Here is a 21,182-nt window from a genome sequence, read left to right as displayed (position 1 = left end):
TGGAAAATCGAAGATCACTCATACCGCCGCCTCCAGCGCAAAATCATCAAGGGCAGCGCCGCCCCATTGGTCGGCCATGGCGTCTGCCATGCCGGGGAAGAAGCGGCTACGCTCCTTGCCGCGATCCGCCCCCGGCGACATGCGCCACACGCGGTTCCAGCGCTTCCATTCATCACTGCCCTTTTCGGGCTCCGGCAGCCGGTAAGTCTCTGCAAGAGCGGGGAGCCCGCGCAGATACCAGCCCGTCGCCTTGTATTCGGGGTGCCCGAACCAGAACGGCTGCACGATCTGCGGACGCGGCAGGTCCGCCGGCATCCGATCCCTGGCAAGGTCGTGCATTTCCGGGTTTTCAATCGCCACGCGGGGAATGGGCGCGCGCCAGCAGGCAACAAACAGGTCAACGCCCTGCTCGAACTCCGCCTTCATGCTTTCCCACGTGCGGCCCTTGGGCAGTTTCTTGGGCGGCGTCATCTTGCCCGCACCGGAAAGCCAGCGACGGCCAGACCGGCACAGGCGTGTGCATGGCGGATGTGCGACGATGAGCAGATCCCAGCCGTCATGCAGAATCTCGCGCACATCGCCGACGATATGCCGGTTGCTGCGGTCATCCGCAGGCAGCAGATCGCAGGACCACGCATCATGCCCGCGCGCGGCAAAGGCCCGCCGCACGATGCCCGAATACTCGCATCCGACAAGAACGCGGAGACCATTCATCCCACAGCCCTCCAGGCCTTGAATGCAGCCCTCAGCGCCTTCCAGCGCTCAGCCGCCTGTCCATTTCCGTTGAGTTCGCGCCGCGAGGTGATCGCGAGGATCGAGCGCAGTTTCACCACCGCGCGGTCCTTCGTCAGCGGCGGTTCCAGCCCGTGCCGCTCCGCCAGAAAGCGGCGGAAGGCGGGCTCATCGCATTTCATGGTTGCCTCGGCGGCGAAGTCGCGCGGCGCGTCCTGCCGGGCCGGTTCGGCCTGCTGGCGCGTGGCCGCGCCCCTGCGCGCCTTCTCAATGGCGCGATCCACCAGCCCGAGCAGAAAACCGGCCATCTCCGGCGCGTCGGCGATAAAGGCGATTTCGTCAAAGGTCGCGCGCGGCGTGAACCGCGCCAGCTCGACAAACGCGCCATGCTCATCCCGCACTTCCAGAAACTCGCCAAGGTCATCCATGGAGCGGTGCCAGCGCGCGGGCTGGATCCGTGCAAGCCTGTCGCGGGCTGCCTGAAGGCGTTGCAGTTCGGTTCGGGGTTCTCTGGCGGCCATGTTCATTCGGCTGCCTCCAGCGCCGCAGCGGCAGCCGCCGCCGCACGGCGCTTCTGGTTCTGGCGGTGCGTCACAAGCTCCAGATGGCTTTCCCGCACACAGAGGCGCTGCCGGCACTTGTGGTCGAGCTGCTTCTTGCCGGGAATGAACCCGTTCTCGTTCGTCCACGAAACCTTGTGCACGGCCACGGTCTGCCCATCGAGCGACATGCGGGCATACTGCTCGCCGCGCCCGTCGCCGCTGGTCGGCCCGGTCCAGAGATGACAGGGCGTCTCATGGCCGGTGTCGACCACCTCAACGCGCGCCATGATCTTTTCGCGAATGCGCTCACGCCGGCTCACGGGAACCTCCCGTGCTTGGTCATCACGGTTTTCAGCCGCCGCGCCGCCGCTTCGAGGTTCCTGCGCGCACGAACTTCCGGCCCGCCGGAAAACTTCGCCTGCTGCAGCTGATCGAACGCTTTGCCAACCTGACGACAGGCATTCATGACCTCCTCATCCGCCTTGCGCACGATGACGCGCGGCGCAGGCACGCGCAGCTTCTCCACCTCTTCCATGAGCACCTGGCCGACCACGCCAGCCAGCCGCTTCTTGATGCCGTCGATCTTGTCGATGGGCGCCGTCATGTCCGACCCCCGTCAGCAAATGCGCCCAGCTGCGCGCCGAACTCGGCAAGCGCGTCGGCAACAGCGGGCTTCAAGCGCCCCTGCCCGTCCCGCACCGAGCGCATGGCGTTGAGCCGCAGTTCGAGATAGGCCTCGCCCGGCTCAAATTGCCGCTTGCGGCAGATACTGCGGATGACAGCCTGATACTTGCTCATGATCATGTCCGGCGCAGCCAGCAGCAGCAGCGCGAGCGCACGGTTATCCTCGGCGTCATGCATCTGGCGCAGGATGGGGAGCATGGTGTCGGTCATTCCGCCGCCTCCACGCCAAAGAGCTCGGACTGCGCCAGGTTGACGCGATCCATCATGCGAAGGACCGTTTCGCCGGCATGGGCGCGGTCCCACACAAACCAGCCATTCAGCATCGGCGGCGCGCCCTGCCCCGTGAAATCGATCTTCCAGCGCATCAGATAGACCCGTGCCGGTGGGCACCTGGCCCAGAGCGAGCCCAGTCCAGCAGCAGCCGGCCAAGACCAGCTCAGCAGAAGCGCCATGTATTCGATGTTCAGATCTTCAAGCGCATACCGGATCCAGCGGCCGCGCCCGTCACGCCAGTTGCACTCGTTGAATGGCGGATTGGTCACGATCGCGCGGGAGGGGCGTGACGCCGCGGAAAACCCATAGAAGCTCTGGATCAGCGCACCACAGCCACGATCCACCAGATCGGACATGAACACGTCATGTCCCTCCGCCTCCATTTCACGCGCCATCGCCCCGTCACCGCAGGCCGGCTCCCACAGCGTTGCGAAATCGCCAAGGCGGTTCCGCTCGGCGTGAAGCAGCGCGCGCGTCGGCTCAGGCGGCGTCGGATAAAAGTCTTCTGCCGCGCGCTCCAGCTCATCAACGACGATGACTTCGCCATCAGCCCCAACCACGGAAACCGGCTTGCTCTTTTTCCCGGTCGCCCGAAACAGCCCACGCGCGGATTGCGTCATCACGCCATCCCCATCGCGGCTTTGTAGAGGTCGATCATCGCCTCTTCTTCCTGGCGCTCCGCCTGATCCTTCTTCCGTAGGCGTATGATCGCGCGCACGGCCTTGGTGTCGAAGCCATTGGCCTTCATCTCGGCATAGACTTCCTTGATGTCGTCACCGACCGACTTCTTGTCTTCCTCCAGGCGCTCGACACGCTCCACGAACGCGCGCAGCTGACCGGCGGCAACCGTGTTCACACAGGCCTCACCGGTCTCTTCCTCGGAGAACATCGCTTCATCGGCTGGAGCCTCGGGCTCAGGCTCTGTCGCCTTGCGCGCCGCAGCCTTTTTCGCCTTCGCGCCAGCCGAGTGCTTCGGCTCACGCGCGCTCCACGGATCATGCGCCATCACGCTCACCTCCTTCGGCTCCATCGGTTGAGGCCCGCCCCGCATCGCGAATGCGCCGCTGAATGCGCAGCAGCGCATCACGCACAGGCAGGTCACGCTCCACGTCCATGCGCGCGGCATCATCCGGTGCTCGCTTCGCAAGCGGGGATCCGGGCAGGGTCAGGTTTGGGCTTTTCTCCTGGCTGCGCATCAGCCGGCCCTCGGCGTGATGGCGGCGAGCCAGAGCAGCAGGAGACAGAACAGCAGAACGGCAAAAGCCGCTGCCCGCCATGCGCGCGCCGCCGTCATGCCGCCTTCTCCTCCGCCACGCTTTCGCAGTGGGCGAGATAGTCGCGGTGAAATGCGCAATAGCGGCTATGCTGCCCGCCGCCCCAGTTCTCGGGCGCCACGGCGGAGGCGCAGAAAAACGTGGTGCCCGGCTCACGCCGCACGGGAAAGAGGCAGAAAGCCCCTTCGATCTCCACAAGGCTGCGCCCGCCGGCCACACCAGCAGGTGCTTCCGGCGCATTGCGCTCCTGCACCATGTCTTCGACGGAGCGGATCATGCGCCGTTCCCAACGACGTGCAGCGGACCTTCTACTTGGACCCCAATCAACGTGTCCTTTATGGCGGGTATCAGCCGCTCCGCACTCTGAAGCAGTCCAAGCAAGCGATTGGCTTCGCTAACCGTTATCACCCCATCGGAGCGCGCTCGCGCAGTCTCGACGACAAGCCGGCTGACATGCTCCACCATCTCACCGACTTGGAGCTCAAGGTTGCTTTCAACCTCACACCGCTCGGTGCCGGTCGCCTCGAAGCCGAGGTGCCAAACCATCTCTTTGGAGACGACCGGACGGCGAAGGTGTCCCTCGACCTGCATGACCTCTGGCAGCGACATCAGGTCGGATGCTCTGTCGTCTTTCCAGCGGTAAACTACCGACTTCGATTTATTGGTGAGCTCCATCACCTTCGGAACCCCCGCCTCCTCCACCAACTGTGCCTGTGCATTTCGCAGCTTTCCGAGGGTTCTAGCGGTGAACTCGATCATAGGTTTTCTCCGGGCAAAAGCTTTCCCGCACCGGGAAAACCCGGCGCCGTTTCCCGTGGCGGGAATGGATTGGTGCTGTCAGGGTGCGGGCATGGAACAGAAACCAGACACCCGCGAAATCATCGGCCTATGGCGGCGACCGGAGAGCGCCCCGAGGCACGCCCTCCGGCCCCTTCTCGCTCTCAGGGGTATGGCTGGTTGCAGGGGGCAGATTCGAACTGCCGACCTCTTGGATATGAACCAAGTGGGATACCGCTTCCCCACCCTGCTGAAACTGATTTGCTGCGCCGGCCTCAAGGTCGCACACGGCGCGCAGAAGGCGCGGAATGCCCGCGGCCCTGGCGCGCTCTGCGGCCATGTCGGCAATCAGCGCATCAACACTGGCGAACCTCTCATAGGCGGCAATCGCCTGGAGCAGGATCATCATGGCCGGAGAAACGCGAATGGAAGAGAAGGCCGCGCCCGCCGGGAAACGAGCCCCGAAACCCGCAGGCGCGGCCAGTGCCACATTTCCGGGGAGGAGATCGGAAACGCGGTCTTGGGAGGAACAGTGCTGACGAAGCGCGCTCATTCGGCGGCCTCCGGCACAGAAAAGAAGTACGCGTCATTCCATTTCTGGCCGCCGCTAAGGACAGCTTCGCGGATACGACCAAGGTGCGACAGATCAGGAAAGGACTCGCCTTTCTCCCACCGGCTGACCGTAGTCTGGGTTGTCTCAGCGATGCTGGCCAGCTCTGCTTGGCTAACACCGAGGACTTCCTTTCGGATGAATCTAATCGCGCTCATGCGACAATGCATATGCGCACGCGCATTCAAGGTCAACATATTTATGCTTGCGTGCATTTTACACGCATCAACACCATAGCTATCGGCTTAGAACATGGATCACTTGATGCTTCTCAAAGGACTTCTGGACGCGACCGGCGGTAAGCAAACTAGGCTGGCCGAGCAGCTAGGAGTAAATCAAGCCTCAGTCTCACGCTGGCTGCGCGGCGGAAAGATCGACGCCGATAACCGCGACAAGATTCTGGAGCTCGCGATTGATCACGACCTGATAGGCCAATCCGAGAGCTCCCCAACCCCGGACAAAAACTCGATACCCGAGATCGACGTAACTGGCGGGCTGGGCGGCGGCGGCTTAGTCGCGGTTGAAACAACCTCGCGGAACGGCATCAGCTTTTCAAAAGAGGTCGTTCGGGATCACTGGCGCATCCCAGACTGGGCACTATCCCGAATGGGCGTCAAAGCAACCAGTGTAGCGGCCTTCCCCGTACAAGGGGACAGCATGGAACCAACACTGGATGATGGAGACATCGTATTCATCGACACTAGACACCGCGTACCGTCGCCACCAGGCATTTATGCCCTAGCGGACGAGTTTGGTGGCGTAGTCGTCAAACGCCTCGATGTCATCTCGCGACCATCTGACGAGACGATTGTCGTGAAGATCTCGTCGGACAATGACCGACACCCGGCTAGAGAACTCACGCTTGAGGAAATCTCAATTATCGGACGCTTTATAGGTCGCTTCACCACTTAAATCGGTACAGGCACATGCGTGACAAATTCGCAAAACAGCTGCTTGATGCTACACATAAGCTTGACGAGCTATCTGCCACTGAAGTCCAGATACTCCTTCGCCGCGCCGCTCTGCGAATTGACAACCGAACACATGAAGCCGGGAAAACCATACTGATTCCCGAGGCAATGGAACTTGTCGACGACTTTGCGCGCGAACACAGCATGTCGAGGGATGAAGCTACAAACGCAATACTTATCGACTGGGGTGTAAGCGCCGGACGCATCGAAATCGACGACCTGAGCGACGACGAGGACTAGAGCTACCAAAGCAGCACACCCGAGAACGGCACTGCCACCCAGGCAGAAGTCGCAATTATGCGTGAATATTTTTATGCGCAAGCGCATTGACAATATATGCACATACGCATAGCTTTTCGTTCGTTCCCCACCCGAGGGCCGTATTGAGCACCCCCCTCCGCTCGGTACGGCCCGCCTTGGGGCCACCCGAACGGAGAGATGCAATGATCCAGTTTCAGAAGGCCGACATTTCGGCCACGGAAGCCGCCCACATCGAGACCAACCCCGTGAAGCTCATGGCCGACGCCATGCTGGTCATTCAGGGCGGCGGGCGCACGGTCGACCGCGACGCCCTTTCCCTTGAGGGCTTTTCCGCAGCTGAGATCGACAAACACGGTGTCGAGGCCCGCGACCTTGCCAATGCCCTGTCGCAGAGGCGGGCGGCATGAAAGCCGCCCTCGCCTTTCTGGCGCGCCGCCACATCGAGCGCGCGGCCATGATGGCGCTGACCTTCGCCTATGGCGTCGGCCTGCCGCTCATCTACGCGACCACGTGATGAGGGCGGCGTCATGTCTCCCGTCCTCGCCACCCTCGCCGGCGCAGCGGTCGGCCTCCGCCTTGTCGCGGCGCTGATCATCACCCTGAAACGCCGCGAGCGCCGCACCGGCGCCGACGATTTCCTTTCAGACAAGAACGATTGGGGAATGTGATGGCTGTCTACGTCGACAGAGCCCGCCACAGGTTTGGGCGTTACCGCATGTGCCACATGTGGTCGACCAGCCGCGACGAACTCTTCGCGATGGCTGACCTGATCGGCGTTCAGCGCAAGTGGTTTCAGAGACCGCCCATGGCTTCGTGGGAGCACTTCGACATCACTCAGACAAAGCGCGCGCTGGCCGTGTCTGCCGGCGCGATTGAGACCGACAAGTACGGCCCGGTTGAACACGTAGCCCGCCTCCAGATTGCAAGCGGAGATCCGAGGCAAATTGAAATGGGCAAGCGAAGGCTCGAACAGGTCTCCGCCTGCCGCGCCTTGAACGTGTTCGATGGCGACGGAGGACACTTCCTGTGAGCAATACTCAATGCAGCAACTGCGGCAGCACCATGCCGCCATCGAGCTTCCGCGCTTGCGAGGCCTGCCGCGCCGAATGGCGGCAATACGCCAGAAAGCCCGGAGGCCCGGCCGAACAGCGCGAGCTGCTTGAAGAGCTCATCGCCGTCACGAAAGACGTGACGCGCATGCTTGAGGCGGTCCGCTTCACCTCCGGCCTGGGCCAAGGCCAACTCGACCGCCTGCAGAAAGCGAAATCCGCAATCATCAGGGCGGAAGGAGCGCTCAAGCAATGACCATCGAAACCCATGACGGCCGCACGCAGGTCACCTGCGACCACTGTCCGGCCAGCTACCCGAACACCTACGCCCGCGAAGATTTCGACGTGATGATCGCCCACGCGCGAACCGCCGGCTGGCGCAGCGTGAAGGCGAAGGTCGATCCGGCAAACGGCGAAGGCACGGCCGAGCTCTTCGGCACCGCTCCAAAGGTCGCCGACCGCAAGCCCAAACAGAACTACGTGCACATCTGCCCGAACTGCCAGCGCCCCCTTTAGCCAATTCCCATTCTAGGATGCACAACCATGACCAGATCCGCATTGCGCATCGCACTCATCTCAGCCTCCTTTCGCAGAACAGCAGGAGGGGACAATGCATAGAGCTGACGTGAACGCCGAAGCTATCGGTGACGATGAACCAATGACACTCCCGGATGCCTGCCGCATTGTCTTTCGGGATGCGATCAAGCCTGCCACACTCAGGGCAGAGGCTGCACGAGGCAACCTTGTGATGGAGAGAATCGGTCGCCGCTACTTTGTTACGCGCGCCGCACTAACAAAAATGAGGGAACAATGCCGCGTCCAGCAAAAGGCGCCCGCCTCTGGTTCGACAAAAAAGCCGGCCTCTGGTTCATCCGTGACGGATCGGTCAAGCGTGGCACTGGCTGCAGCCTTGAGGAGCGCGAGGGCGCTGAGGGAAGACTCCAGCAATACATCGAAGAAAAATACGAGCCGCCGTCAGACAGCCGCTCCTCCGCGCTCCTCGTCTCAGACGTCCTGACCTATTACGCTCGCGAAATCGCGGGCGGACAGCGCTCCAAGACATCGAGCTATTCGATCGAGCGCCTGCTGGACTGGTGGGGGCTCAAGCCTCTCTCCGATGTGAAGCGCTCCACCTGCCAAGCCTATGTGGAGCACCGGGCATCGCAGCCAATCCGGCAGGCCACCAAGTCAAAGAAGCCCAAGCTTGTGTCACGGGAAACCGCCAGACGCGAGCTCACGGTGCTCCGGGCAGCCATCAACGCCTATCATGCAGAAACGCCGCTGGATGCCCTTCCTGTCGTGACTTTGCCGAAACAATCCCCTCCCCGGTCGCGCTGGCTGACACGCGAGGAGGCCGCCCGCCTTCTTCGGGCCGCCCGGAACCTGGAAGAGAGAGATTCGGCCCGCGCATTGCAGCGCTTCATCCTGATCAGCATCTACACCGCAACACGATCCGGCGCAGTTCGCCGTCTTGGATGGGTGGAAAATACCATTGGCGGGCACGTGGATACCGAAGCCGGCGTCATTCATCGCCGGGGCACGGATGAGGCCGAGACCAGAAAGCGCCGGCCCCCGATTCGCATCCCTGACCGGCTTGCCGGGTTCCTGCGAAGATGGAAGGCCGAGGACATGCGGAAGGACAAGGGCCGCAAGGCAATCCCGTTCGTGATCCACTTCCGTGGGAAACCGGTGAAGGCTCAGCGCAAATCTTGGGAAGAGGCCCGAGCAAATGCCGGACTGGGGAAGGAAGTGACGCCGCACATACTCAAGCACACCGCCGTGACATGGATGATGCAGAGCGGGGCGGAGCCGTGGGACGTTGCAGAGTATGCCGGAACGAGCCTGAAAATGATCGAGGATGTCTACGGCCACCACCATCCAGACTTCCAGGGCGACATCGCATCGAGGATCGGAAGGCGGTAGTTTCTGTCATCGTTTCTGTCATGACAGAATGACTGATATTCGCTAAGTGCTTGATTTAATGGTGCTGCCGGAGAGATTCGAACTCTCGACCTCTCCCTTACCAAGGGAATACGAGGTTAAATGAAATCAAAGGCTTGCGACATGAATCGTCATCATTCCCCGGATTTTCCCCGGAAAGAGCAATTCGCTCCCGTCGAATGCGGCGCTTGTGGCTGGCACGGTCGCCGCAAGACAGGCCAGATTGTCCAATGCCCCAAGTGCGGTTCTTTCGCCGCCTTCCAGATAGAGGATTGAACATGGCAGAGTGGAAGCCAATCGAGACAGCGCCGAAGGATGGGACGCTTATCCGGGTTGGATGGAAAGAGCCAGAAGACAATGACATTCAAGAGTGGTTCACTATGCAGTGGGGGCACATAGCCAAGAATGGCCTATTCCCTGGGAGTGTCGGCATGTGGGTTGCGCCCAACGGCGCGTTCACATGGTGTGGCGATTCCGGTCACGGGCCGACACACTGGTCTCCCCACCCCTCCAAAGGAGAATGAAGATTAGGCGTCTGTGGCAATCTCGCCACCGCAGGCAGCATATCCGGCCATATCCACCCAATTGTCGGCATGGCCGGGATTGCCCCACGCTCTGCATGTCTTGAGGTCCACAAGCATAATGCAGACTTGTTCCTCGGATAGCTCGACACCGAGGCGGGCAGACCAGATAGCAGCGATGCGCCCGAAGGTGCGTTCTGCATCTCCATGGGTAGCAGCGCGATCAACGGTGACGCACTGCAATGCAGTTTCCAGAATATCAGATCGTGTCATACAAGCTCAACCTCGGAATGCCCTCGTGCGCCCTTCTCAATGTGGTAGGTGTAGCTCTTGATGGAGCGCCCACTGAGATAGCCATGAGAGGCGTGGTAGGCGTCCTGAGCCACGGGGGCGCGGTGTGAAAAGACTGAGACGCCGCCGACTTCGCGCAGCGTGTCATGATGAATGTGCCCAGAATGGAAATGGCGAGTGCTTGTCGCGGCCCAGTCTTCTTTGCGCCGGTTCGCCATGATCATGGGAAGGTCTGGTATCTTGGCCTTGTCGCCATGGGTGCCGCCGATCAGATTGACGCCGAACCTTCGCCAATAGAACGGGTCTGGACTGGTATCGACCGACACGCGCCCATTGTTGCGCCAGTACATCCGCAGGGCTTGCCTGATGCCCGTTGTGCTGTTCTCGTCGTGATTACCTGGCTTGAATGTGACTTCCACCAGACGGTGCTTTGAGACGACGCGCTCGGTCGTTTCCGCCATCAGGTCGCAGACGGTTTCGAGGCACTTGGAATAGCGCGTGTCTACGTCCAGAACATTGCCGGAGCGTTCCGTCTGGTTGCGGCCATTGTCGGCATGGAGAAGGTCGCCAAGACCGAGAACGATAGCGTGGGAACTTGGGGGAGACGTTTCGATGATTTCTGCCATGGCATCGCTGATGGTCTTGCGAGCAATGGACAGATCCCAATCGGGGCCACCAGTCTCCTTGCCATACGCAAACAGGCCAATGTGCCAGTCGCAGAGGATGTAGGCGGTGAGACGGTCGTCGTCGTTGTCTTTCGGGGGGATGATTGCCGGGGCGGCAGGGGTGAAGTTCTCGAACGCCGCCCGGATGATTTCGGCTGTCTCTTCCGGTGGGCGCTCACCTTCCCTTGTCTTCACCCATTGGGCAGAGACATTGCCTTGGGCGTCCAGAAGCGCCGAGACGCCTTTGATCTGGTGGCCTTCCGGGAGAGTGAACGCGCCGCCCGCGTCTGGCTTCTGCTGGATGAACTCACGGACAGGGACGCCGTATTCATCCGTGACGGTGGTTGTCTTGCTGATGCGGAAGCCGGGAAGGACGGGGCTAGTGCCAAGCTTCCCCTCCGCCGCCGCTCGCTCGATGTACTTCTTGCAGGTTGAGCGCGCATATCCTGTTGCGTTGCTCACTGCGGTGTAAGTTCCTGTCGCCTTCCATGCCTCTATGATCTTCTGGATTTCGGTTTCGTCCAGAGCGGGCAGGTTCATGCTAGACGCCTCGCCCCGCGATGATTGCGTTTCCATCGGTGCCAGAGGCCACAAGGCAAGCCACTGCGCCCTGAAGGCTAAGCAACGTCCACGACCCGGATTCAGATTGCAGGAGGATGAGCTCAATCCCGCCGTTCGCGACACCTTCCCAAGCGGGCAGTTCTTCGTGCTGCTCACGGAAGTACTTCAGCGCTTCATCGGTGGGGGCACAAGCGCGCTGCGCATTTGCAGCGGGCACAAAAAAAGCCGCCATCAGGCAGCCTGCAAGCATGGCTCTCATGGGGAGCCTCCTGTGCTAGGAGTTGGGAGAGATAATCTTGAAGCCCTGCCACAAGAGCCAGAGAAGGCCCGACACGATGGCTACAAGAACGGTAGCGCCCACTTTGCGGGACGCGCCGTCAAAGGAGAGGCGTATCTTGCGGAGGAATCGGAAGTCCTCGCGCGCCTCAAACTGGTGGTTCGCGTCATCGAGACGCAGACCGGCGTCGTTCAATTCGTCTCGCACGGCTTTGCGCACGAGCTTTTCCAGATCATCATCTGTCATTGGCGGCAGGCGTCGGCTCATGGCTTCCACCCGCATAGGCGTTGGCCTTTTTCGTTGTGGGCAAGCAGCTCATTGACCTGTGCGTCGGTCATCTGGTCGATCTGCTCTTGAGAGGGGCGAATGGGAGACGCGATATCGCAGTAGCTGCCCACGGTGGTCTGGCAGGCCGATAGCGCCAGCATCGAAGCGAGGATCAGCGCGCGGACCATTTCGACAGCCTCTTGCGGTTTTCCTCTGCCGTGCGGCCTGCGATGGCGTCGTCAATCTCGTCTGCCGTCTCACGGGCGCGCAGGCGCTCTTCTGCCGTCTTCTGGCGCTCCTTGGCGGCACCGGACGCCCTGCCCTTGATGAATGCCCCCACAATCGCCAATAGAGCCGCACCAGAGCCGATAACGAACTTGTTGGATAGAATGGCTAGGATGACGCTCATGTGGCCCACCCAAGTCTTTTGGCGAGGCGATACCAAGTCTCACCGATGAAGCCGAAGAGAACGCCCGCGCCAATCTCAATCCAGCTATTCAACTGCGGGTCGGTGAGAACGAGGCCCATGTCATCCTTGGTGAGTAAGCCCCACGCGATTAGGAAGCCTGCGACGTATCGCAGGATGATACGTGCGATGACGCTCATTTGCGGCTCCAGATGTTTTGAATGAAGGAGATGATTGCGGCGACGATGACTTCGAGGAAGGACTTGCCGCGCTTGGTGGTGGGCTTTGAAGCGCTCTCGCCATAGCCGGCTGCACGAAGCGCGGCGTCGTATTCGCGGGCGATATTGGCGATCTCAGCCGCCTTGTCGGTGCCGTTGATGATGCGGCGAGCGCCCTTGAAGTCAGAGCGATTGAGCGTGATGTAATCGGAAAGCTTCTTGCCCGTGAACCAGCCCTCCTTGCTGCCGATCACGAGGATGGGTGCGGCGTATTTGGGCTTTAGAAGAAGCTTCGGGTTCTTGACGAAATCGACGCCAAGCTTGCGGCTGGCCTTCTCGTAATTGGCCCTCCAGGTAAGCTGCACGTAACCCATGCCGACATAGGGGTAATAGCGCTTGGAGCGGAGGTACTTCTCGCCACCATACTCACGCACGGGCTTCATGGTGTGGGCGGTTTCCCACTTCGCCGTCGCCAGCACGTATGCTGCCTGATTGCGCAATAGGCCATGCTCGCGGCACGTCTCCACAATAAGAGCCGTGTCGCCCGTGGTTAGGTTGACCATGGGGATTCCAATTCGGTTGGTTTTAGGGTAGATTCAGGGAGTTGGCGGGCCGCGTTGGGGCAATATCGCCAACCGACCTGAGCCGCGTCATAGGTCGCAAAGAATGCTACGGCTGGGAGGGTGCAAGGCCCTCACTTCTTCCCAAGCCAATAGCGCACCTCTTCAAGGCAATGCTCCGGCTCCCGAAGAACTGCGCCCACCACACGGCAGAACAAACACCGCTCTCCAAACCGCAGCCCAATTCTCGCACACAAGGTCTGCGTCTTCTCCCCTCCCGTTCTCTCATTTATGAATACAGAGAAAGCAGCAAGGTAGGAGCGCATCGGGCCTCCGGTGAGTGTTGCGCGTGAGGGTGTGTTATCGCACCATGTGGGAGAGAACTAGCCTAGACGATAGTAAGTTTCGACTAAGGGGGATCGAATGTCACAACTCATTTTTTACGTTCTCGGAGTGGTGAGCGGCATGGCGTTCGCCATCTTAATCATCCGATACGACAACCTGTCTTCAAGAGATGATGAGGATGAACTTGCCAGGTTTGATGACGAGAAATCCACATTTTAGCTTATTCTCCATCGGATAAGGTCTCGTCTTCCTTGATCTCTTGTAGCGCCATGAGGCCCGCAACAAGCTGGGCGACCTCTCGATAAGGTCGCGCTGCCAGATAGTCGGCAATGGCCTGAGCAAGATTCTCATCAATAACGAATTTGCGCATGGGGTTCTCCATAGCTATGCGACCTTCAACGTTCCGCCATCGTTCCAGATCTGACCACTGCTAAGCCCCGTAGCACTTGTCGGCAGCGTCAGAAGACGAAGCCCGTCATCCGTTATCTGCACTCGTTGCACGGTTCCCGCATAGATTGCCAATACTCCGGTGGAGTGAGCGTATAAAAGCCCCCCGGCTCTGTTGCTGGATGGGTTGGCGAAATACAGTGTGCTGCTATCAGAGGAACCATTGCCAATGGTGATGCCGCCCGTGCCCTCAACATCGATGAACAAGTTATCAGCCGCAGCATTGACCAATGCCCCGCTACCCGCCCCAACCCTGACGTGGAAGGTCGCTTCGATTTCAGAAGGCTGTATGTTGATGCCAGCGGCGGAATGATTGAACCGTCCCGCAATAAGTGGGTCGCGAGTGGACAGGTTCTGAATGGCGAGGATATCATCACCCTGCGTGACGCCCTGCCCGGACTGGTAGCCGATAAGCACATTTCGGTCGCCATCTGTCCACCCTGTGCCAGATCCACCGCCAACCATGACGTTGCCAAGGCCTGTCACATGGTTGTTGCCAGACTGATAGCCGACATAGACGTTGACATTACCTTCCTGGTGCTCAGAGCCAGCTACCGCACCTAATGCGGTGTTGGAGTTACCAAGAACGTTGTCAATCATGGCGTCTCGCCCGACCGCAACGTTGTTACTGACACCTACGCCCCGCGCCCCGGCACGGTAGCCGACAGCAACATTGAAGGTGCCGTTAATGAGATGCAATTGCGCATCCCGTCCTACTGCAACGTTGCCACGCACATCGTCAGTGTCAGCCGCATCATCCACCAGCAGGAGTTTGTCTTTCACGCCCGGATTGCGCGTCTCCAATCCCGCCGCATCCCACGCGGGGTCAGAAGGCTCAACGGGCCACCATAGGTCATGAAACAGCTCATTCAGGCGAGATTTCTCCTGCCCTAGCCATTGCAAGGTGAGAGAGCCAATAGCCGTATTCCGTTGAGAATATCGTGCAAAGCGCATTGCGCCATTGCCGTAGGCGTCTGTGCGCTCGCTCTCATCCATCATGGTCGCAGTCAAAGCGCCAACATAGGTGGACCTCCATTGGTTCCCATCTGCGCTTGCACCATGCCCAACAACAACGTTGAAATATGGCGCGCCACCTGACGGGGAGGCCCCCAAATCACCGCCAGAATGAGCGTCCACACTAGGAGTCGCCGTTATATTCGAAGCCTCATAATCTTGCGCCAGAATAACGTCAGTGATCTCCCACCATGCCCCATCCGCAGACTGGAACTTGCCCCCGTGTGTTGGCTCTGACGCGGCGCGCTTGTATAATGCTCCACCACCATCACCCGCAGAAGTATCGCCAGCCGTGCGAACGTAGTCCAAACTTGCCACGATATTCGCGGCTGCCGCTTCTGTGCGCGTAGCATAGTCAGCAATGCCAATGGCGGTTCTTGCTTCTGCCTGCGTATCAGAGCCGAGGACGGCGAGGCCGGTGGTGCCGGGTGTGGTGCCCTTAACGGTCTGCGCGTCCATAAGCGTAGAACTCCACGCCGGGAGCCCGCCCGTTACACCGAGAACGGAGCCGTTAGCGCCGATAGGCAACCGCGCAACCGTGTTCGATCCGGTCGCATAGAAAATGTCGCCCGCAACGAGCGAAAGACTGGACACGCTATCGAGGAGCGCATCATGCGCCTGAACAGTCGCTCCAATGTTGGCCGGCTGGAGAGCAGTATCGGCCTTCGAGCCCTGCGCAGTTGTAGCAAACTGTGCGCCGCCGATGGCGTCAATCGCCTGTTTGGTCGTCAGCGGCGTCATTGCCTTGAGATTGTCAACGCCCGCCTCCGCCTCTGGCTGTGAAGCAACCGGACGCCCTGCCTTAACGGCGTTCTCAAGCGTGGTCTTGCGCGTAGTGGTGCCGTCGATTGCAATCTCATCCGTGGCGGACGGGGTTGCTTCATTTGGAAGGCTTGAAATCCGAATATTGGCCAAGACATTGCTCCAATAAAAAAGCCGCCTCAAAGGGCGGCGGGCATGTGCTGATTTGGGAGGGCGCTAGAGCGCTTTGATGATCGTGTTGAATACGATTGTGGGCTGCACGTTGGGGTGCGCCTCGCCGCTACCATCGCTAGGGATGGTGTGGGAGTGGTCAGGGGCGTTGTTCATGATGTCGCTGAAGTTGTAGGTTCCATTGTCGAAGCTGGAGCCTCCATCAAACTGCCCATATGCGCCGGAGCCAGTAATCTTGATGCGCGCAGTCGAACTATGCTTATGCTTGCCCGCCTGTCCTGTGTTGCCACTATGGTCATGCTCGGCTAGCTCGGCCACAGTCAGCGCATGTTCTTCAACGCCGCCAGATGCGCCAAGCGTAATTCCAGCCACGCCACCCTTGCCGCTCGTAAGGCGTTCCGCTGCGGTGCCGCCCATATTGTCCTTGCCGGCGGCTACGCGGCCCCGGCAGTCAGGAACGTTGAAGGTTGTCGTTCCGTCGCCAGCACCGAACGCGGTACCGATCACCGAGAATAGGGTTGCATAGGTGGTTCGAGATACTGCCTGCCCATAGCAGAGAAGCCAGCGCTCCGGCGCGGTTGTGCCTGCATAGGAAACCACCGTTCCAATCGGCGAAGCGCTGTTTGCCTGCGCAACCGTCGCAGCGTCATTGTTCGCCGTTCCGGTTGCCAGACCTGTAATCTTGTTACCACCCATGGGAAGCTCGCCCTGCATGGGGGCTTGACCATCACGCGGCAGAGAATTGGTCATGGACGCCGCAAGATCCTCAAGCGGGCCGTTGTGCTGGGATGCCAGAACCGTTTCGCCCGTTGTGGCGAGATATCCGGCTGGGAGGGAATAGATACCGCCGCTGCGAGGCATGGGCTTCTCCGCATAGAAAAAGCCGCCCCCTTGCGAGAACGGCTCTGTTGAATCATATTGTGTAGGTGAAAAATTTTCCTGATGTCTTCGGCGCTGTCGTTGCGCTTATCATCTGCACCCTCATGGTGCGCTGGCTCGATAGCAAGGCTGACGAGTGGGGCTTGCCGCTCCTCGTCTTGGTTTGCCTGTCTATCGTTGGCTTGTGCCTCCTAATAGGCCGGTGGTGGGATAAACGAGAGCAGGCGAAGCGCGATTCATATTTTGATTGATACGGTCAGCAAGAAGCGCATTTGCTATCTCTCGACGGCTCATTTCGTTCATGCCAGAGAAGACACGTTGCGCTGATGCCTGCGGCCTCGTTAGAAGATTAGCGAGCTGCGAATAGACGGCATCTTCGCGAGCCTGAATTTTCTCAGGCGTTTTCCCGGTAAGAAGCTGAACAATTCGCTTGGTCGCATTGACAGGCTCACCCTGTGCCAACCGCCCAACAGGTCCGGGGCCAGTCATGTCCTTGATACGGCGATCAGTTGCCTGTCTGGCGTATGTCTTCGAGTTCTCCGCAACCGAGGCGCGGAGGTCAAAGGAGGTGGCAACGCGGTCAACCTCACTGAACAGCCGATCAGCTTTTTCTTTGCCAATTGCTGCTGCCAGCTTTTCACGATTGGAGCGGCTGGAAAGGTCTTTGAGCGCCTTAACCGCTTCTCGTGCATCAACGTCGCCATCCTGAACGGTACGAGTAACGCGCGCCATTGCGTCGTCAATTTGCTGACGGACGCCCTGCATCAGCTTCCCGCGCTCTGCCTCCGGGATGTCTTGGACGAACTCTTTCACCTGGTCACGCGTAACGGATGGTGACAGAAGCTTTGTGCCGAACTCTTCCGCCTTAACCTTACGGATTTCAGTACCGGCCCTGTCGAGCGCAGTCTTGTATTCCGGCACAAGCTCTTTCAGGTCGTTGCGGATCTCACGAGAGAGATTGGCATAAGCGCGGCCTGTGGCGGTCGTTCCACCAAGCTTGCCCTGCCCGTTTGCCTGCTCCGCAACCTCATTGAGGCCCCGTGTGATGTAATCCAACTGGCGCACGTCAGGAAGGGTTTCAAAGACCACAGAACCGTCATCGGCAAGCTTTGCCATGATCTGCTTCGACTGATTGCCTTCCACGCGCATAAGCTCGTTCGCCGCACGGATGGCAGACGGAGGAACGCGTCCTTTAACGGCCTTCTCGATGCGCATTGCCAATGGGTTGGAATAGTCGATAGGTGTATCATAAGCGCGCTTGTAGATCAGGCTCATGGGGTTGGTCTTATCGCCATAGACGACCATCTCCCGCGACATACTTTGGCCGGGGCGGCCCATCGTGTCATCGAGCGCAGCAGTGAGGTCACGAGCGCCACGAGATGCGCGCTCAGAGATTGCCCGCTGTGCCTGCACCCCACCCGGACCACCGCGCTGAATAGCGGTGTCGAGAATGGAGCGTGAATTCGGCCCAGCATCTGCAAGCATGGCTTCAGACCCGGCACGGCGCATATTGGCTGCACCACGAGGGCCAAGCGTATCGTCCGCCTGCATCGAGGTTCCCAGCATCCGCAATACTTCTGGATTGACGCCTGTACGCTTGGCAACCTCACGTCCAACGCGGGAATCCATAATAGCCCGCGCACCGGCAGAAGCACCTTTCGCGACGACCGGGAAAGCGCCACCGAAAGCCGCACCTAGAGCAGCATCCTTAACGCCACTCTGCAAGCGCCCACTGACGCCTTCTCCGGAACCAAGGCCATAAGCGCCGCCGAATGCCGCACCCTCAGCCGCACCCGCGCCAATACGAGCGCCGAGGCCAGCATTAGGTGCAAGGCGCGTCGTAAGGCTCAATCCGCCACGAGCAAGACCAAGACCGCTACCAACGCCACCGGCCACACGGCCCAATGTCGAGGAAATGGGGTCGGCTTCATCCCGCATGGCCTGCTCTTGCCTCTGGCGTTCGAGATTGCCCGAATAATCGCCAAAGTCGCCACCAATGCCCGTTAGAGCGCCAAGACCAGCCGAAATCTCATCAGCAAGACCAAAGGTAGCCATATCAGCCGCGCCACGCATGAAGCTGTCAACATCACGGAGGAATCCCCCGCCAGACTGCTCTTGCGGCTGACCGCCCTGCCCCTGCGCTTCCTGACGCCTGCGACGGGCACGAGCAAGAGCAAGCGCTTTCTGCTGTTCTGGTGTCATTGGAAGAGCGCCTTTTCTTCTGGCGTCATGAATTCCCAATCGGCGGGGTCAACGTCGCTTGGGATAGCATCTGAATTACTCTGATCAGCGGTGTTAGCCAGCGCTTTTTCCTGCTGCAAGATGGCCTGCGGCGGCATACCTGCCTTGAGAGCTTCGAGCGCGCGCTTGCGGGCCACCTGCTTCTGTCTAAGAACTTCAGGGCCATCACCCGGCATCGGAAGATAGGTACGGCCATAGGACTGCATTTCGTCGGTCGTGATCGCTGCGCCCGTATCCTTGCGAAGAATGGCCTGCAAGAACTCGTCGCCCGCCTGCTTGGCCTGCTGGAACTCTGGCGACTGGTTGCTCCGGAATAGGCCGGTTGGGTCATATTCGGCAGCGCGTTCAAGCGGGTTGGTGAGCGTATCCCCGAACTTGTCCAATGTGCCAAGAGAGCCTTCTGCGCGGGTCGCGTAGACGGTATCCTTGGACTGTCCCTCCGTGAGAGGCTTAACGCCGGAACCCTGCTGGAATGTGACTGCGCCGGTTGTTGGATCGACACTAAGAGCCGTACCGGAAGGCGGATTGATCGGATAGAAGCGACCATCAGGACCGAACTGCCCACCAGGTGCGCCATACTGCGCGGCTTCTTCAGGTGTCGCCCTGCGGAAACCGTCTTGGTCTCTGCCGGGAGCGCTAATCCATTCGCCGCTATTCGGGTTGTAGAGATTTCCGTCACCCGCGTTGATGAGCTTTTCTTGCGGGTTGCGCATCTGCTCAAGCTCAAGCCGTGCGCGCTCCATCTCCATCTGTCGCATCGGGTCGTTCTGCTGCATCTGCTGCTGCAAGAGCATGTTCACAATGCCGCGCTGCGACTCTGACAGCCATGGGTTCTGCGATGCCTGTAGCAACTGCTCCATGGTTGGGCCACTATTCATCGCCTGCATAGGCTGTGGTGCCTGCTGCATGGGCTGCGGCTCCGCACGAGCGCCGAGAAGCCGCAATGCCTCAGCATCCGACATCTGGTTGGGCATGGACGCCTGCGCCATCTGTACGGGCTGCTGTGGGGCGGCTCCACCAGTTGGCATGTTGAATGCCTGTGGGTTTTGCTGCGCCATGGCGGCTTCCATGGCCTGCACATCGGCCTCGGATTCCGCAACCTGCACCGGTCCATCGTTCATGATGCCGTTAATGGCTTGAACGGGGTTCGACGCCTGCATGGGGGAGTTGTAAGCATTGCGAAGCCAATCAGGAGCATTCGCCCCCTTGCCGCCCGCACCCCATACGGCTTCGCCGCCAAAGCCGATATGCATAGATCCGGGGCGCATATAGCCTTCGCCAGCGCCAAATCCCGTGATGCCAGCGGCACGGCCACGACGAACGATTTCCTCATAGATCGGCACATCTTCAGGATTGGACCAATCAAGGCGACGGCCATCCTTGTAGAAGAACACATCAGCCGCATTGCCGTGATCGTGACGGGTAGAGCCGACGCGAGCGCCACCAGATCCCTTGGCAGGCTGCCCCCCAGAGAACACCTCCATCTGAACGCCAAGCTCAGGGAGGAAAGAAAGAGCGCTCGTCAAATCTCCACTCAGGGGCATGCTACGAGTAGCGCCCTGATTTGCATATTTGAGCCAATCAGAGCCGCCGCTTTCGTTATGCGCCTGCGCAACACGCTGAGAGGCATAGTCAGGCTGGATGGATGGCGCTTCGGCAGCAAAGCCAGAGGCGCTAGAGCCAGAAGAACCGCCAAAATCACTGCCCGCAATGAGCGCCGCAATAGCCTTCTGGGCGCTCTGCTGCCCCATACCTTCGGCTTCTGATGCCCTGCGGTTCATCACATTGGCAACGATGCCGTCACCAAGGGCGTTAAGGCCCTCGCCAATGGTTCGCGGGGCGCGGTTCGTCGCAAGGATGGCCTCTGCGATGGCGCGCTTTTTCTTGACGCTCTCCGGGCTCTCCTTGGAAGGATCGAAGGCAAAGAGAAGATCACCGACAGCCATTACCGCCCTCCAAGTTTCAAAAGCGCCTGCGACAGCGGATCAATCCGGCGCTGCTGGGGCTGTGCCGACCGAGTGGTGGGAAGCCCGACCATATCCGCCAGCTTTTGATTGAACGGGTGAACAGGCGGGCCAGCAGGCTGGGTTGAACGCTGCGTAGGAAGCCCGACCATATCCGCCATCTTCTGGTTGAAGGGATGGACCGGACGCTGCACTGGCTGGCGAGGCTGTGCATTCAACTGCGCGAATGCGGCCAACTGCGCTAGAGCGGCATCCCTGCCATCAGGCGCGGCCTGCGCCATATCAACGGGCGCTGGAGCAGCCATAAGCCCCTGCGCATCGCCCATGTCCGGGGACTGCATCGGCGCGGACATTGCCATAAGCCCGCTGGCCTGCGGCATGGCTGCATCGCCAACCTGAAACGGATTCATGCCATTGGGTTGGCCGATATCCAGAGAATTGCCGTACTTGTCTTTCGTCGGAGACGCTTTCTGATACAT

33 protein-coding genes and 1 tRNA gene are annotated in these 21,182 nt (G+C 60.0%); 8 read left to right on the top strand and 26 right to left on the bottom strand.

From position 1 onward, the window contains the following. Window positions 1–18: 18 nt before the first annotated feature. From JYP46_RS01695 to JYP46_RS22305, 12 genes are all read right to left on the bottom strand, one after another. The gene (locus tag JYP46_RS01695) at window positions 19–714 is read right to left on the bottom strand and encodes a hypothetical protein (protein ID WP_206547077.1); all 696 of its coding nucleotides are present in this window, start codon (window positions 712–714) and stop codon (window positions 19–21) included. Beyond that, window positions 711–1,259 carry a hypothetical protein gene (locus tag JYP46_RS01690; RefSeq protein WP_222473810.1) on the bottom strand — a complete coding sequence of 183 codons (549 nt, stop codon included), beginning with the start codon at window positions 1,257–1,259 and terminating at the stop codon, window positions 711–713. Before JYP46_RS01690 ends, JYP46_RS01695 begins: the two co-directional genes overlap by 4 nt. Continuing rightward, window positions 1,256–1,561: an HNH endonuclease signature motif containing protein gene (locus JYP46_RS01685; RefSeq protein WP_206547419.1), complete on the bottom strand. Its 306-nt coding sequence runs from the start codon at window positions 1,559–1,561 to the stop codon at window positions 1,256–1,258. Before JYP46_RS01685 ends, JYP46_RS01690 begins: the two co-directional genes overlap by 4 nt. A gap of 29 nt (window positions 1,562–1,590) precedes the next feature. Then, window positions 1,591–1,878 (bottom strand): hypothetical protein, encoded by a 288-nt coding sequence (locus JYP46_RS01680; protein ID WP_206547076.1) that lies wholly within the window; start codon window positions 1,876–1,878, stop codon window positions 1,591–1,593. Next, complete coding sequence (locus JYP46_RS01675; RefSeq protein WP_206547075.1) at window positions 1,875–2,168, bottom strand: hypothetical protein; 294 nt, start codon at window positions 2,166–2,168, stop codon at window positions 1,875–1,877. Before JYP46_RS01675 ends, JYP46_RS01680 begins: the two co-directional genes overlap by 4 nt. After that, entirely contained in the window at window positions 2,165–2,851 is a 687-nt protein-coding gene (locus JYP46_RS01670) for a hypothetical protein (protein ID WP_206547074.1), read from the bottom strand. The genes JYP46_RS01675 and JYP46_RS01670 overlap by 4 nt, the downstream gene beginning before the upstream one ends. Continuing rightward, window positions 2,851–3,120 (bottom strand): DUF2312 domain-containing protein, encoded by a 270-nt coding sequence (locus tag JYP46_RS01665; protein ID WP_206547418.1) that lies wholly within the window; start codon window positions 3,118–3,120, stop codon window positions 2,851–2,853. Before JYP46_RS01665 ends, JYP46_RS01670 begins: the two co-directional genes overlap by 1 nt. A gap of 106 nt (window positions 3,121–3,226) precedes the next feature. Continuing rightward, window positions 3,227–3,427 carry a hypothetical protein gene (locus tag JYP46_RS01660; protein ID WP_206547073.1) on the bottom strand — a complete coding sequence of 67 codons (201 nt, stop codon included), beginning with the start codon at window positions 3,425–3,427 and terminating at the stop codon, window positions 3,227–3,229. Window positions 3,428–3,521: 94 nt separating this feature from the next. Then, on the bottom strand, window positions 3,522–3,782 hold the full coding sequence (locus JYP46_RS01655) for a hypothetical protein (RefSeq protein WP_206547072.1): 261 nt from the start codon (window positions 3,780–3,782) through the stop codon (window positions 3,522–3,524). Continuing rightward, window positions 3,779–4,264, bottom strand: coding sequence for a hypothetical protein (locus JYP46_RS01650; protein WP_206547071.1), 486 nt, complete (start codon window positions 4,262–4,264; stop codon window positions 3,779–3,781). Before JYP46_RS01650 ends, JYP46_RS01655 begins: the two co-directional genes overlap by 4 nt. 195 nt (window positions 4,265–4,459) lie before the next feature. Then, window positions 4,460–4,534 (bottom strand) — tRNA-Met (locus JYP46_RS01645). A gap of 297 nt (window positions 4,535–4,831) precedes the next feature. Beyond that, window positions 4,832–5,050 carry a helix-turn-helix domain-containing protein gene (locus JYP46_RS22305; RefSeq protein WP_206546789.1) on the bottom strand — a complete coding sequence of 73 codons (219 nt, stop codon included), beginning with the start codon at window positions 5,048–5,050 and terminating at the stop codon, window positions 4,832–4,834. Window positions 5,051–5,156: 106 nt separating this feature from the next. Between JYP46_RS22305 and JYP46_RS01635 the strand changes: the two genes are divergently transcribed. The 8 genes from JYP46_RS01635 to JYP46_RS01600 all read left to right on the top strand — a co-directional run bounded on the left by JYP46_RS01635 (window position 5,157) and on the right by JYP46_RS01600 (window position 9,096). Further along, window positions 5,157–5,804: a LexA family transcriptional regulator gene (locus tag JYP46_RS01635; RefSeq protein WP_206546790.1), complete on the top strand. Its 648-nt coding sequence runs from the start codon at window positions 5,157–5,159 to the stop codon at window positions 5,802–5,804. 14 nt (window positions 5,805–5,818) lie between these two features. Beyond that, on the top strand, window positions 5,819–6,103 hold the full coding sequence (locus JYP46_RS01630; protein WP_206546791.1) for a hypothetical protein: 285 nt from the start codon (window positions 5,819–5,821) through the stop codon (window positions 6,101–6,103). A gap of 203 nt (window positions 6,104–6,306) precedes the next feature. After that, a complete protein-coding gene (locus JYP46_RS01625; protein WP_206546792.1) occupies window positions 6,307–6,531 on the top strand; it encodes a hypothetical protein in 225 nt (74 codons plus the stop codon). Between the two features lie 120 nt (window positions 6,532–6,651). Beyond that, window positions 6,652–6,792, top strand: a complete 141-nt coding sequence (locus JYP46_RS01620) for a hypothetical protein (RefSeq protein ID WP_206547070.1) — start codon at window positions 6,652–6,654, stop codon at window positions 6,790–6,792. Next, a complete protein-coding gene (locus JYP46_RS01615) occupies window positions 6,792–7,154 on the top strand; it encodes a DUF4031 domain-containing protein (RefSeq protein WP_206547069.1) in 363 nt (120 codons plus the stop codon). Before JYP46_RS01620 ends, JYP46_RS01615 begins: the two co-directional genes overlap by 1 nt. Further along, entirely contained in the window at window positions 7,151–7,429 is a 279-nt protein-coding gene (locus JYP46_RS01610) for a hypothetical protein (protein WP_206547068.1), read from the top strand. Before JYP46_RS01615 ends, JYP46_RS01610 begins: the two co-directional genes overlap by 4 nt. After that, complete coding sequence (locus JYP46_RS01605) at window positions 7,426–7,689, top strand: hypothetical protein (protein ID WP_206547067.1); 264 nt, start codon at window positions 7,426–7,428, stop codon at window positions 7,687–7,689. The genes JYP46_RS01610 and JYP46_RS01605 overlap by 4 nt, the downstream gene beginning before the upstream one ends. Before the next feature lie 294 nt (window positions 7,690–7,983). Further along, on the top strand, window positions 7,984–9,096 hold the full coding sequence (locus JYP46_RS01600) for a tyrosine-type recombinase/integrase (protein ID WP_206547066.1): 1,113 nt from the start codon (window positions 7,984–7,986) through the stop codon (window positions 9,094–9,096). Window positions 9,097–9,641: 545 nt separating this feature from the next. Here JYP46_RS01600 and JYP46_RS01595 read toward each other — a convergent pair. The 14 genes from JYP46_RS01595 to JYP46_RS01530 form a co-directional block, all read right to left on the bottom strand. After that, window positions 9,642–9,908 carry a DUF6378 domain-containing protein gene (locus JYP46_RS01595; protein ID WP_206547065.1) on the bottom strand — a complete coding sequence of 89 codons (267 nt, stop codon included), beginning with the start codon at window positions 9,906–9,908 and terminating at the stop codon, window positions 9,642–9,644. Beyond that, window positions 9,905–11,131 carry a COG3415 family protein gene (locus tag JYP46_RS22065; protein WP_222473808.1) on the bottom strand — a complete coding sequence of 409 codons (1,227 nt, stop codon included), beginning with the start codon at window positions 11,129–11,131 and terminating at the stop codon, window positions 9,905–9,907. Before JYP46_RS22065 ends, JYP46_RS01595 begins: the two co-directional genes overlap by 4 nt. Before the next feature lies 1 nt (window position 11,132). Further along, on the bottom strand, window positions 11,133–11,411 hold the full coding sequence (locus JYP46_RS01585; protein ID WP_206547064.1) for a hypothetical protein: 279 nt from the start codon (window positions 11,409–11,411) through the stop codon (window positions 11,133–11,135). 15 nt (window positions 11,412–11,426) lie between these two features. Continuing rightward, complete coding sequence (locus JYP46_RS01580) at window positions 11,427–11,696, bottom strand: hypothetical protein (RefSeq protein ID WP_206547063.1); 270 nt, start codon at window positions 11,694–11,696, stop codon at window positions 11,427–11,429. After that, the gene (locus JYP46_RS01575) at window positions 11,693–11,884 is read right to left on the bottom strand and encodes a hypothetical protein (protein ID WP_206547062.1); all 192 of its coding nucleotides are present in this window, start codon (window positions 11,882–11,884) and stop codon (window positions 11,693–11,695) included. The genes JYP46_RS01580 and JYP46_RS01575 overlap by 4 nt, the downstream gene beginning before the upstream one ends. Next, complete coding sequence (locus JYP46_RS01570) at window positions 11,869–12,105, bottom strand: hypothetical protein (RefSeq protein ID WP_206547061.1); 237 nt, start codon at window positions 12,103–12,105, stop codon at window positions 11,869–11,871. Before JYP46_RS01570 ends, JYP46_RS01575 begins: the two co-directional genes overlap by 16 nt. Continuing rightward, a complete protein-coding gene (locus tag JYP46_RS01565; RefSeq protein WP_206547060.1) occupies window positions 12,102–12,302 on the bottom strand; it encodes a hypothetical protein in 201 nt (66 codons plus the stop codon). The genes JYP46_RS01570 and JYP46_RS01565 overlap by 4 nt, the downstream gene beginning before the upstream one ends. Next, window positions 12,299–12,883: a carboxypeptidase gene (locus JYP46_RS01560; RefSeq protein WP_206547059.1), complete on the bottom strand. Its 585-nt coding sequence runs from the start codon at window positions 12,881–12,883 to the stop codon at window positions 12,299–12,301. The genes JYP46_RS01565 and JYP46_RS01560 overlap by 4 nt, the downstream gene beginning before the upstream one ends. 562 nt (window positions 12,884–13,445) lie before the next feature. After that, window positions 13,446–13,595 carry a hypothetical protein gene (locus tag JYP46_RS01555; RefSeq protein WP_206547058.1) on the bottom strand — a complete coding sequence of 50 codons (150 nt, stop codon included), beginning with the start codon at window positions 13,593–13,595 and terminating at the stop codon, window positions 13,446–13,448. A gap of 14 nt (window positions 13,596–13,609) precedes the next feature. Continuing rightward, window positions 13,610–15,601, bottom strand: a complete 1,992-nt coding sequence (locus tag JYP46_RS01550; protein ID WP_206547057.1) for a hypothetical protein — start codon at window positions 15,599–15,601, stop codon at window positions 13,610–13,612. Window positions 15,602–15,664: 63 nt separating this feature from the next. Then, complete coding sequence (locus JYP46_RS01545) at window positions 15,665–16,480, bottom strand: phage tail protein (RefSeq protein ID WP_206547056.1); 816 nt, start codon at window positions 16,478–16,480, stop codon at window positions 15,665–15,667. A gap of 189 nt (window positions 16,481–16,669) precedes the next feature. After that, window positions 16,670–18,700, bottom strand: a complete 2,031-nt coding sequence (locus JYP46_RS01540; protein ID WP_206547055.1) for a hypothetical protein — start codon at window positions 18,698–18,700, stop codon at window positions 16,670–16,672. Further along, entirely contained in the window at window positions 18,697–20,685 is a 1,989-nt protein-coding gene (locus tag JYP46_RS01535) for a hypothetical protein (protein WP_206547054.1), read from the bottom strand. The genes JYP46_RS01540 and JYP46_RS01535 overlap by 4 nt, the downstream gene beginning before the upstream one ends. Continuing rightward, a complete protein-coding gene (locus JYP46_RS01530) occupies window positions 20,685–21,182 on the bottom strand; it encodes a hypothetical protein (protein ID WP_206547053.1) in 498 nt (165 codons plus the stop codon). The genes JYP46_RS01535 and JYP46_RS01530 overlap by 1 nt, the downstream gene beginning before the upstream one ends.

Origin of the sequence: Nitratireductor aquimarinus (assembly GCF_017255295.1) — a bacterium.
In the GTDB taxonomy this organism is placed as follows: domain Bacteria; phylum Pseudomonadota; class Alphaproteobacteria; order Rhizobiales; family Rhizobiaceae; genus Nitratireductor; species Nitratireductor aquimarinus.
This window is presented reverse-complemented; position numbering and strand designations above follow the sequence as displayed.

Coding starts and splice junctions, on each gene's coding strand:
- JYP46_RS01695 (WP_206547077.1), bottom strand. CDS start 714: ATGAATGGTCTCCGCGTTCTTGTCGGATGCGAGTATTCGGGCATCGTG.
- JYP46_RS01690 (WP_222473810.1), bottom strand. CDS start 1,259: ATGAACATGGCCGCCAGAGAACCCCGAACCGAACTGCAACGCCTTCAG.
- JYP46_RS01685 (WP_206547419.1), bottom strand. CDS start 1,561: ATGGCGCGCGTTGAGGTGGTCGACACCGGCCATGAGACGCCCTGTCAT.
- JYP46_RS01680 (WP_206547076.1), bottom strand. CDS start 1,878: ATGACGGCGCCCATCGACAAGATCGACGGCATCAAGAAGCGGCTGGCT.
- JYP46_RS01675 (WP_206547075.1), bottom strand. CDS start 2,168: ATGACCGACACCATGCTCCCCATCCTGCGCCAGATGCATGACGCCGAG.
- JYP46_RS01670 (WP_206547074.1), bottom strand. CDS start 2,851: ATGACGCAATCCGCGCGTGGGCTGTTTCGGGCGACCGGGAAAAAGAGC.
- JYP46_RS01665 (WP_206547418.1), bottom strand. CDS start 3,120: ATGTTCTCCGAGGAAGAGACCGGTGAGGCCTGTGTGAACACGGTTGCC.
- JYP46_RS01660 (WP_206547073.1), bottom strand. CDS start 3,427: ATGCGCAGCCAGGAGAAAAGCCCAAACCTGACCCTGCCCGGATCCCCG.
- JYP46_RS01655 (WP_206547072.1), bottom strand. CDS start 3,782: ATGATCCGCTCCGTCGAAGACATGGTGCAGGAGCGCAATGCGCCGGAA.
- JYP46_RS01650 (WP_206547071.1), bottom strand. CDS start 4,264: ATGATCGAGTTCACCGCTAGAACCCTCGGAAAGCTGCGAAATGCACAG.
- JYP46_RS22305 (WP_206546789.1), bottom strand. CDS start 5,050: ATGAGCGCGATTAGATTCATCCGAAAGGAAGTCCTCGGTGTTAGCCAA.
- JYP46_RS01635 (WP_206546790.1), top strand. CDS start 5,157: ATGCTTCTCAAAGGACTTCTGGACGCGACCGGCGGTAAGCAAACTAGG.
- JYP46_RS01630 (WP_206546791.1), top strand. CDS start 5,819: ATGCGTGACAAATTCGCAAAACAGCTGCTTGATGCTACACATAAGCTT.
- JYP46_RS01625 (WP_206546792.1), top strand. CDS start 6,307: ATGATCCAGTTTCAGAAGGCCGACATTTCGGCCACGGAAGCCGCCCAC.
- JYP46_RS01620 (WP_206547070.1), top strand. CDS start 6,652: ATGTCTCCCGTCCTCGCCACCCTCGCCGGCGCAGCGGTCGGCCTCCGC.
- JYP46_RS01615 (WP_206547069.1), top strand. CDS start 6,792: ATGGCTGTCTACGTCGACAGAGCCCGCCACAGGTTTGGGCGTTACCGC.
- JYP46_RS01605 (WP_206547067.1), top strand. CDS start 7,426: ATGACCATCGAAACCCATGACGGCCGCACGCAGGTCACCTGCGACCAC.
- JYP46_RS01600 (WP_206547066.1), top strand. CDS start 7,984: ATGCCGCGTCCAGCAAAAGGCGCCCGCCTCTGGTTCGACAAAAAAGCC.
- JYP46_RS01595 (WP_206547065.1), bottom strand. CDS start 9,908: ATGACACGATCTGATATTCTGGAAACTGCATTGCAGTGCGTCACCGTT.
- JYP46_RS22065 (WP_222473808.1), bottom strand. CDS start 11,131: ATGAACCTGCCCGCTCTGGACGAAACCGAAATCCAGAAGATCATAGAG.
- JYP46_RS01585 (WP_206547064.1), bottom strand. CDS start 11,411: ATGAGAGCCATGCTTGCAGGCTGCCTGATGGCGGCTTTTTTTGTGCCC.
- JYP46_RS01580 (WP_206547063.1), bottom strand. CDS start 11,696: ATGAGCCGACGCCTGCCGCCAATGACAGATGATGATCTGGAAAAGCTC.
- JYP46_RS01575 (WP_206547062.1), bottom strand. CDS start 11,884: ATGGTCCGCGCGCTGATCCTCGCTTCGATGCTGGCGCTATCGGCCTGC.
- JYP46_RS01570 (WP_206547061.1), bottom strand. CDS start 12,105: ATGAGCGTCATCCTAGCCATTCTATCCAACAAGTTCGTTATCGGCTCT.
- JYP46_RS01565 (WP_206547060.1), bottom strand. CDS start 12,302: ATGAGCGTCATCGCACGTATCATCCTGCGATACGTCGCAGGCTTCCTA.
- JYP46_RS01560 (WP_206547059.1), bottom strand. CDS start 12,883: ATGGTCAACCTAACCACGGGCGACACGGCTCTTATTGTGGAGACGTGC.
- JYP46_RS01555 (WP_206547058.1), bottom strand. CDS start 13,595: ATGCGCAAATTCGTTATTGATGAGAATCTTGCTCAGGCCATTGCCGAC.
- JYP46_RS01545 (WP_206547056.1), bottom strand. CDS start 16,480: ATGCCTCGCAGCGGCGGTATCTATTCCCTCCCAGCCGGATATCTCGCC.
- JYP46_RS01540 (WP_206547055.1), bottom strand. CDS start 18,700: ATGACACCAGAACAGCAGAAAGCGCTTGCTCTTGCTCGTGCCCGTCGC.
- JYP46_RS01535 (WP_206547054.1), bottom strand. CDS start 20,685: ATGGCTGTCGGTGATCTTCTCTTTGCCTTCGATCCTTCCAAGGAGAGC.
- JYP46_RS01530 (WP_206547053.1), bottom strand. CDS start 21,182: ATGTATCAGAAAGCGTCTCCGACGAAAGACAAGTACGGCAATTCTCTG.